The organism is Microcystis sp. LSC13-02 (assembly GCA_002282935.1).
Classification (GTDB): domain Bacteria; phylum Cyanobacteriota; class Cyanobacteriia; order Cyanobacteriales; family Microcystaceae; genus Microcystis.
The window spans coordinates 38,405-46,995 of record MTBT01000029.1 but is presented as its reverse complement, the minus strand read 5'-3'; the positions used below and the strand labels follow the sequence as shown (position 1 = coordinate 46,995).

Annotated in this window: 8 protein-coding genes, 1 tRNA gene and 2 pseudogenes; 6 read left to right on the top strand and 5 right to left on the bottom strand. The window is 40.4% G+C overall.

Annotation, left to right across the window (positions count from 1 at the left end; translation table 11 throughout):
• Window positions 1-430: 430 nt before the first annotated feature.
• Together BGL89_RS02080 and BGL89_RS02075 are read left to right on the top strand one after the other, a co-directional pair.
• Entirely contained in the window at window positions 431-676 is a 246-nt protein-coding gene (locus tag BGL89_RS02080; RefSeq protein ID WP_286824172.1) for a type II toxin-antitoxin system Phd/YefM family antitoxin, read from the top strand.
• Window positions 673-1,071: a type II toxin-antitoxin system VapC family toxin gene (locus tag BGL89_RS02075; protein WP_286824171.1), complete on the top strand. Its 399-nt coding sequence runs from the start codon at window positions 673-675 to the stop codon at window positions 1,069-1,071. Before BGL89_RS02080 ends, BGL89_RS02075 begins: the two co-directional genes overlap by 4 nt.
• Window positions 1,072-1,380: 309 nt before the next feature.
• Here the strand turns inward: BGL89_RS02075 and BGL89_RS02070 are convergent, their stop codons facing one another.
• A complete protein-coding gene (locus BGL89_RS02070; RefSeq protein WP_286824169.1) occupies window positions 1,381-2,991 on the bottom strand; it encodes a DNA sulfur modification protein DndB in 1,611 nt (536 codons plus the stop codon).
• Between the two features lie 3 nt (window positions 2,992-2,994).
• Window positions 2,995-3,549 carry a GIY-YIG nuclease family protein gene (locus BGL89_RS02065; protein WP_193957593.1) on the bottom strand — a complete coding sequence of 185 codons (555 nt, stop codon included), beginning with the start codon at window positions 3,547-3,549 and terminating at the stop codon, window positions 2,995-2,997.
• Between the two features lie 790 nt (window positions 3,550-4,339).
• On the opposite strand from BGL89_RS02065, the pseudogene speB reads away from it, so the two are divergent.
• The 3 genes and pseudogenes from speB to BGL89_RS02050 all read left to right on the top strand — a co-directional run bounded on the left by speB (window position 4,340) and on the right by BGL89_RS02050 (window position 6,449).
• A pseudogene (speB, locus tag BGL89_RS02060) lies at window positions 4,340-5,199 on the top strand (agmatinase).
• 46 nt (window positions 5,200-5,245) lie between these two features.
• A tRNA-Val gene (locus BGL89_RS02055) sits at window positions 5,246-5,319 on the top strand.
• 80 nt (window positions 5,320-5,399) lie between these two features.
• The gene (locus BGL89_RS02050) at window positions 5,400-6,449 is read left to right on the top strand and encodes a Rieske 2Fe-2S domain-containing protein (protein ID WP_004162539.1); all 1,050 of its coding nucleotides are present in this window, start codon (window positions 5,400-5,402) and stop codon (window positions 6,447-6,449) included.
• Between the two features lie 89 nt (window positions 6,450-6,538).
• On the opposite strand, the gene BGL89_RS02045 is transcribed toward BGL89_RS02050, so the two are convergent.
• A complete protein-coding gene (locus BGL89_RS02045) occupies window positions 6,539-6,667 on the bottom strand; it encodes a hypothetical protein (RefSeq protein ID WP_286824166.1) in 129 nt (42 codons plus the stop codon).
• 173 nt (window positions 6,668-6,840) lie between these two features.
• Here BGL89_RS02045 and BGL89_RS02040 point away from each other — a divergent pair.
• Window positions 6,841-6,966: pseudogene (locus BGL89_RS02040) on the top strand (DUF4164 domain-containing protein); the annotation flags it as partial.
• Here the strand turns inward: BGL89_RS02040 and BGL89_RS02035 are convergent.
• Together BGL89_RS02035 and BGL89_RS02030 are read right to left on the bottom strand one after the other, a co-directional pair.
• Window positions 6,963-7,646, bottom strand: a complete 684-nt coding sequence (locus BGL89_RS02035) for an N-acetylmannosamine-6-phosphate 2-epimerase (protein ID WP_286824164.1) — start codon at window positions 7,644-7,646, stop codon at window positions 6,963-6,965. The pseudogene BGL89_RS02040 and the gene BGL89_RS02035 sit on opposite strands and share 4 nt — an antisense overlap.
• A gap of 321 nt (window positions 7,647-7,967) precedes the next feature.
• Window positions 7,968-8,477 (bottom strand): inorganic diphosphatase, encoded by a 510-nt coding sequence (locus BGL89_RS02030; protein WP_004162542.1) that lies wholly within the window; start codon window positions 8,475-8,477, stop codon window positions 7,968-7,970.
• Between the last annotated feature and the right edge of the window lie 114 nt (window positions 8,478-8,591).

The following is an 8,591-nucleotide window of genomic DNA, read 5'->3' as shown; positions in this document are numbered from 1 at the left end:
CAGGTGCGGAACCCCGCAAGGGAAAGAAGCAGAAACCTAAATCGTGAGGTTTGGGAATCACCGTCCGTTTTACGGCGGTGAGGATGTCAATTGTCGGCTCTGTACAAGGTGAGGCTCAGGCATGGGACACTTCACTTGACTACTCTGCCTACATCTTGCCGCTAGACCCAAACTAGCTTTTGGATACGATGCACAATTGGCATTCATACCTTGATTCAGCAACACCTAGACTTACAGCTTCAATCAATGTCCATGGTGCGTTCCCCAAAAATCGATCAGTGGAGCGGTAGAAGTTGCATTAGGGAACGCACCCTACCAGATCGGCGATCTGCTACGCAGTGCCTTCGGCATCGCAATTCAAACTAACTTGCCCTTGCAGAATCACCGCAACTAAACTAAACTTAGTTTGTGGACTTAGTTTTTTAAGAGCATGGAAACTGTAAACATTCATCAGGCTAAAACAAACCTTTCTCGGCTATTGTCCCGTGTGGAACTCGGAGAGGAAATCGTTATTTCAAACCGAGGTATTCCAATTGCTAAACTTGTTCCATTTCGGACATCTTTAGATCGACGGTCTAGTTTAGGACAAGATCGAGGGATGTTTACCGTACCAGATGATTTTAATGCTCCTTTATCAGAAGATATTTTGGTAGCATTTGAGGGTGGTGCGGAGTGAGAATTTTACTGGATACACAATGCTGGCTGTGGTGGTTTGCCCAACCAGACAAGTTAAGTGAGAATGTAATTGAACAAATTGCCAACGAAAGCAATGAAGTGTGGTTTTCTGTTGCCAGTGTTTGGGAGATGGGAATTAAAGTCTCAATCGGTAAATTACCACTGCCAGAGCAAATAGATGATTATGTCTCTACTCGAATGACCCGACTAGGAGCTAGGTCGTTAGAGATCAATGCTTCTCATGCTTTGCGGGCGGCTGCATTGCCTTTACATCATCGTGATCCTTTTGACCGAATGCTGATTGCACAAGCTCAGGTAGAAGATATGACACTTGTGAGTGCGGATTCAACATTTAATCAATATGAAGTGTCTTTGCTTTGGGCAGCTAGTTCTTAGTCATAAACACAGAATTTCACCTGCCTTCTAGATATTCGTCAACCAAATTCTGTGTAGTTGCAATCATTAACTCGCACATTTTTCCAACTAATTGACTGTCATTTCTGGAAGACTCCAAAGTGACTTGACACTGACCTGCACAAGAGCCTTCAATTTCACAGTCTTTGCAGAAATCGTTCTTACAGCCAATCAATGTGCATGGTGCGTTCCCCAAAAATCGATCGCTAGAGCATTAGGAGTCATATTAGGGAACGTACCCTTCCGATACAATTGCGTTATTCTCAAATTCCTTGGCGTTTAATAGTTCAGTTATTCATTTTCTTGAAAAATATCCCCATCGTATTCAATTTTAGCAAATTCGTTTTCTTCTTCTTCAAAAGAGTCTAGCTTCTCTCTAACTTCAGAAAATAAATCCTCCGATTCAGACGATTCTTGTAGTTGCTCATCAATCAAATCTACTCTAGGTAGGATGACATGAAACTCTTTTTTCCATTTAGAAATTAAATGTTCATTCCAGTTAACATCAGGACTAATTTCCTCTTTGGTCTTTTTTATTAGCTCTCTTACACCATCAGAGGTATCAGATAATATTATTTTGACAAGTTCTACACATTTATCGGCTCCAGAACCTTTAGTAAGAATGCTCAGATTTTCATTAGGCTGCACTATGATATTAGACCAGTGTGGTTGGTTTCTTTGAAAAAAACCTTCTTGATCCATTTTCTTAATACTATCTGAGATAGCGCTAAGAGTGGCGGTAATCCGATACTCTTTTCTTACTCTAAGTAAATATCTCGAAACTGCAAAAAAGAGTATTTTTTGTCCCAAAACTGTGTATAAAATACTGGATTGCCGTAACCTTTTTATCGCTGCTTTCTGGCTAGGTTTCAGCTGCGGTTGATCTGGTTGAATCGGCACATCTACATCTAAATAATTTAGCTGTGATATCCAATCCTTAAATGGTTGAAGTTCGTTAAAAAACCAATTAAGTACAGCTTTTGTGCCTATTTGTGACAAATTAGGATGAGAATCATAGTAATCTTTTAAAGCCATTTGTCGCTCATTAGGTGAATTAAATGATTTTTTTAAAGCTGGCGGGGAGTCTTTTAAAATTTCCATAGTACATTCACTAATTAAATTTAGTGTAGTTAGATAAGGATCTGCTTGATTTAAACTGTTTGTAGAAGACCATTTAACATATTTGTCTTCAAGCACTTTTTCTTCCAAAATTTTTCTGGGAATTAATGCTGATATTTTACTGTCATCTAGCAATAATTGAGTTTGTTTATCAATAGATTTTGCAGTTTTGTTTATAACTGTAAAAATATTACGAGTCGCTTTGATAATATCATCTCTAATAGTTTCGCTTGCATTGCTATAGCCTACCCTTCCAAGTTCTCTAAATACTAAGTAAACAACTGGTATATCAAAGGTTTCAGAGCAATTAAAGTTATCTTTTAACTGTTGAGAATCTAATGGTTCTTTGCCTGTATGAGCATTCCAGTATCTTTTTAGAGAAAGTAATCTATGTTGTCCATCAATGACAATTCTAGCAACGTTTTTGTACAGTTTTAAATTAACCCATTTTTCTACAGTTTTACCTTGACTACTAACTGTAGAAAAATCCCAGAACTCTCTTTGCTCATTTGAGTTTGGCAAAAGGACGACTACAATTGAATTAAAAAACCTAATTCCCCCTTGAGCTAAGTAGGAAAATATTTCTGTTTCCGCTCTTTTTTCATCGAGTTTTCTCTGGACTCTTTCGGAGAAGCTCCAGCTGCCTTGTATCTCATCAGCAAATCGAATGTTTTCTACTGCATCACTTTGTTCTAAGGTTGTTATAAAGTATCTAACTTCACCAAACTTACCAGTGATTGCTTTATATTCGATAGTTTCTGGAGACTGATTATCTAGTTCCATATTTTAACTCCTTTGAAGATTGAATCTGGGTTGACATAATTGAATTAATAAGCTTTCCAATTGTCTAGAAATATTTTTCGGACAAGGAAAGGAAATAAACAAAAATTCGTTATTCGATCTTGAATTTCCATGTTTTGATAAAAACCCATCCTCTCTTTCCAAGTGTTGAAGAAATCTCATTCTTAAATTGTTTGCCGTGCCAATATATTCTGGATGCTGTAAAATGCTACATGAAATTAGAAACTCTTTCAGAATTCTTCGCTCCTTTGGTTGAGAAATTTCTTGAAGAAAATATTCCATATTCTGAGATAAACTAACTGGCTCTCCACAGATATCTATGGTAAATTTGCTTCTATCATTATTCTCAGAAAATTTTGTTTTAAACACTGTATTTTGCAAGCGAGTCTTGATATTACCACACAAATCATGCTCAGAAAAATCAAACGCATGATAGAAAGCGTAAACACCCGATGACTCCGGGAGATAATCTGCCGCAGATCTAGTAGCTGTTACCACAGTAAATTTTTTGAAAAAATTGTCGTGAACTGTTTCTTCCATGATGATATGCTGAGACTCAGAATTAGCCCATTCCCGCTTTTGAGGATTTTATAGAGTGACTTGTAATCTCTCCGTGCAATTATATCATTCCCAAATGAAACCCTTCAATAACATAATGTAAAGAAGATTCGGAGCTTCTCGACTTTGTGTGATAATTTTTGCTTATGAAATCGTGAAATACTTATCAGGCAAGACTTTTAGGACTATTTGGCGGCATAGACTATCAGTATAGACCTCGTTTCCACACAGAAACCAGAAGAGTCAAGATTCCTGTTTAATGTCAGATATCCCTAATGAGTAATTCAAATATACTAAAAATGTCAAGTATTTGAAGCTATGCAGAGAGAATTGACAAGGATTAAAGGCAGTTCAAGAGTTTTTAAACTACCATCGCAGTCATAATATAAAGTAAATTTACTCATGGCTTCCAATTTAGCGATCGCTAATCTCTACTTATATTTTCAATTAAGATCCGAAATTACCCCTTGACAAAAGGCCATAACCTGTGCTTTGGGAGGGATTAAGAGAATTTCTGATGCCCCCTTACCTGGTAGAAATCAAGGAAACCCCCAATAAATCTAACTCGGTTTTAGCAAATATGCTCCCTCCCTGTCCATTGAGAAATATTACAATAAACATGGGTACATCAAGAAAAGTTAAGGGATAGATCCATTGATAGATCAGGGTTTTTTGCTATTGTAGTAGATATGTTTGGAGTCAGTTGAGATAGACAAAAATAGTCAAAATATTTATAATAGAAGATTGGACTAAAATTTTCTGTGACTTGCCCATGTTATTGTCTTGCGCCACCGGTAGCGAACAGTTTTTAGGGAGTGAAGCGATCGCCACTTACGCCACAGCTAAGGCCGTGATCCTGCCGATTCCCTACGAGGCCACCACCACCTATCGTAAGGGTTGTGAAACCGGGCCGGCGGCGGTGATTACCGCTTCCCAACAACTGGAAGCCTATGACGAGGAACTTAAGAGGGAAACCTGTTTAGAAGTGGGCATCTATACCCATGAGGCAATCGCTGATACCCGTCAGCAACCGCAATTGTCCGCCGAGGAGATGTTAGCCGTCACCACAGCTACAGTTTCTCGTTTAATCGCCGATGATAAATTTGTCGTCGCCGTCGGGGGTGAACACGCTATCACTACGGGAGTAGTACAAGCTTACCGACAAGCTTTATCGGAACCTTTTACTGTGGTTCAAATTGATGCCCATGGCGATATGCGTTTTGAGGGGTGTTAGAAATGGGTTTACCGACCTTACCCGTGGGAATTCGGGCTATTTGTCGAGAAGAAGCGGAATTAATCGCTAAACAGCAGATTCCCGTGGTTTGGGATCGAGATATCGCCGGTGATCCCGATTGGATCGAAAAAGCGATCGCCAAAATTACGACTGAGAAGGTATTTTTAACTATCGACGTGGATGGCATTGATCCCGCTTTAATTCCGGGGGTGGGAACCCCGGAACCGGGGGGGTTAAGTTGGCATCAAACCCTAAACTTTCTCCGTCGTCTTTTCCAAACCCATCAGGTGATTGGCTGCGATGTGATGGAATTGGCCCCGATTAGTGATTCGGTGGTCTCGGAATTTACCACTGCCAAGTTAATTTATAAGTTAATTGGCTATCAATTTACTGCCTAGGGGCTTGCCTAATTAGGAGCAATCGTGTTATAATAGCGATCCGTGCGGACGTATAGCTCAGTTGGTTAGAGTACATCGTTGACATCGATGGGGTCACTGGTTCGAATCCAGTTACGTCCATAAATTATCTGCCCTAGTCCCGGTCATAACCTTCATTTCTGATGATAGGATGAACGATCGAAGCTCTCCAGACAAACCCTATGACTAGCTTACTGCGCGACTTTTGGTATGTGGCCACACCGGCAAATAAACTGAAACCCGGTCAGCTAATGGCCAAAAAAATGCTAGGTGAACCGATTGTTGTCGGTAGGAGAGAGGATGGAGAAGTGTTCGCATTGCGGGATATTTGCCCCCATCGCGGCATTCCGCTGCACCATGGCTGGATTGAAGGGGATGGGGTGTACTGTTGCTATCATGGCTGGAAATTTAACACTAGCGATGGCGTTTGTTCTGAGATCCCCTCATTAACCGAACACGATCGCCTTGATATTAGCCGAATTTGTGTCACCAGTTATCCCTGTCGCGAAATACAAGGTCATATCTGGGTGTTTATTCCGGCAGACTCAAAAAGGGAAATTAAGCAAGAAAATCTGCCTCCTGTGCCGATTATTAGCGATTTTGGCAAACTTACCCCCAAAATAGCCGAAACTATCACTTTTGACTGCAATATTGACCATGCGGTGGTGGGATTGATGGATCCGGCCCACGGTCCCTACGTTCATACTTCTTGGTGGTGGCGCAGCGGTCCGCGCAAATTTCGGGTCAAAGAAAAACAATACGAACCAGTTCCCCTCGGTTTTCGTCTTGCCCCCTATGATATGCCCGTAAGTGCGAAACCTTATAAAATTCTGGGTAATAAGGTATCGATTGAAATTGTTTTTGAATTGCCCTCGGTGCGTACAGAAATACTACGAGGTGATCGCTATTTGGCCTGTGCTTTTACGGCAATTACTCCCATCGATGAAAATCACTGCGAAGTCCATCAAAGTTTATACTATACGATTCCTTGGTTGGCATTTTTAACCCCTCTTTTGCGTTATTTAACCCGACAATTTCTTAAACAGGATCGCGATGTGGTGATTAAACAACAGGAAGGACTTAGTTATCATCCAGCTTTGATGTTAATTGATGATGCCGATACCCAGGCCAAATGGTATTATCGCCTCAAGCAAGAATACGAAAAATCTCAAGCAGAAAAACGGGATTTTGTCAACCCCATTAAAGCACAAATTTTACGGTGGCGTAGTTAGAATTTGAGCATTTTATTACTGGACTTGCCCTTTGACACAAGGTCATAACCTGTGCTGTAGGAGAGATTAAGAGAATTTCTGATGCCCAGTTACTGGGGACAAATCAGGGAAACCCCTAATAAATCTAAGGCTTTCTCTAAGTCTAATAATTGTCCTAAACTATGGCTACAAGTCTCGCCATTAAATCCTCTTGCTGTGGCTAATTTTGATAATATCATCGGGTAATTTTGAGAAGTTGCCAAGGGTTCTTTTTTTTGACTTGATCTCCTTTTTAGCAAATATGATCCATCCCTGTCTATTAAGAAATATTACAATAAACATGGGTACGTTAAGAAAAGTTAACGGGTTTATCCATTGCTGGATAAGGGTTTTTGGCTATTGTAGTAAGGAAAAAATTAACGGATTGACCGCAGGGATTGCCTATCAGCAATTCACAAACCGGGGGATTTTAATCGCTTTGGTTGTCGCTATTTTAGGAGGTGCGGCTAAACTTTTTGTTTTTTTTGCCTCCCATTAATCTTTTGATAAAATTGCTTGTAAAAAAGCGGTAGTTTTTAAATCAATCCCTGTAATTGCCGTGCCAACAACTACCGAATATGCACCAACTTCGAGGGCTTTTTTTGCTTCTGTTGGAGTCGATATTCCTCCTTCACAGATAACAGGAACTGATAACTTATTAACTAATTCTTCTAGGAAAGAAAAACTCGGCGGTGGCAGATTTTTAGTTGCTTCTGTGTAACCGTAAAGAGTTGTACCGACAATATCAGCACCGGCTGCCACGGCATAAATAGCACTTTCGATCGAGTCTATATCTGCCATGACTAATTTACCAGTTTCCTGATGAATACGATCGATAATTGTGGCTAAATTTTCATCATTAGGACGCTTTCTTGGGGTAGCATCCAAGGCAATTATATCTGCACCCGCATCGGCAATAGCGAGAGCATCTTGATATTTGGGAGTAATATATACCGAACAATCGCGATAATTGCGTTTCCAGAGCCCAATTATCGGTATATCCGGCAATTGTTGACGGGTGGCTTTCAGATGAGTGGGACTATCAATTCTGACCCCACAAGCACCCCTATCCACGCAAGCATGAGCCATGGCGGCAATAATTACAGGATCGTGCAGAGATGACTCCACTGGCGCTTGGCAGGAGACGATTAAACCCGATTTTAAGGTTTCTATTCGCATAAATTGGGGTGTGGGGATTTCAGTTATCAGTGAGCAGTAATCAGTGAAAAGAGAGCCAAACTTGTCAATAGACATCTCCAAGAATTATAACCCAATCAAAGCTTACTTTTCTCTTGTGTACTAACAAATAGTTCGCTAATTGAGACATAGATCTTTCGTTGCTATATTGAAAAAATATGAAGTAATTAAAACCATTTCTATTCGGACAAATCTCTTAAGCAGAAAAACTTTTAGCCTTGGGATAATATTAGGTCTATGTCTACTGAGCATCGTTTACTTAAAACTCAAATCTGATAGCTGATAACTGATTTTGGACTGAGATTACTTATAAGCAGCGATACACTGTTCAACTAAAGCGGTTACTGCGTCCACATCTTTCCAACCGAGAATTTCTGTGACTTTTTTCTCTAGATTCTTATAGGTTTTGAAAAACTCGGCGATTTCCTGCAAGCGATGGGGAGAGACATCTTTGAGGGATTTTACCTCAGCATAACGAGGATCTTTAGCGGGAACACAGAGAATTTTTTCATCGCGATCACCACCATCGATCATTTCTAACATACCAATAGGGCGCGCCGTAATCACACAGCCGGGGAAAGTAGGCTGATCCATGATCACCATACCATCTAAAGGATCGCCGTCATCGGCGAGGGTATTGGGAACAAAACCATAATCACAGGGATATTGTACCGAAGAATAGAGAACGCGATCGAGAGCAAAGGCGTTTAAATCCTTATCAAACTCGTATTTATTCTTACTACCGGCGGTAATTTCCACTAAAACGTTAATTAAACCGGGTTTCGGTTGGGCAGGAATGCGCGATAAATCCACAAGCTTTCTCCAAATACAAGACATTGACACTCTCGCCGTCAAGCTACGCTGTGACGGGAGATTCTTGCTTCTACTCCTCTTAACTAGACACAATCGGAAGACTATGCCCCCGTC

What these genes read in the sequence shown, in the direction of transcription:
- BGL89_RS02050 (WP_004162539.1), top strand. Translation starts at nt 5,400, where the DNA reads ATGACTAGCTTACTGCGCGACTTTTGGTATGTGGCCACACCGGCAAAT.
- BGL89_RS02045 (WP_286824166.1), bottom strand. Translation starts at nt 6,667, where the DNA reads ATGATATTATCAAAATTAGCCACAGCAAGAGGATTTAATGGCGAGACT.
- BGL89_RS02070 (WP_286824169.1), bottom strand. Translation starts at nt 2,991, where the DNA reads ATGGAACTAGATAATCAGTCTCCAGAAACTATCGAATATAAAGCAATC.
- BGL89_RS02080 (WP_286824172.1), top strand. Translation starts at nt 431, where the DNA reads ATGGAAACTGTAAACATTCATCAGGCTAAAACAAACCTTTCTCGGCTA.
- BGL89_RS02065 (WP_193957593.1), bottom strand. Translation starts at nt 3,549, where the DNA reads ATGGAAGAAACAGTTCACGACAATTTTTTCAAAAAATTTACTGTGGTA.
- BGL89_RS02035 (WP_286824164.1), bottom strand. Translation starts at nt 7,646, where the DNA reads ATGCGAATAGAAACCTTAAAATCGGGTTTAATCGTCTCCTGCCAAGCG.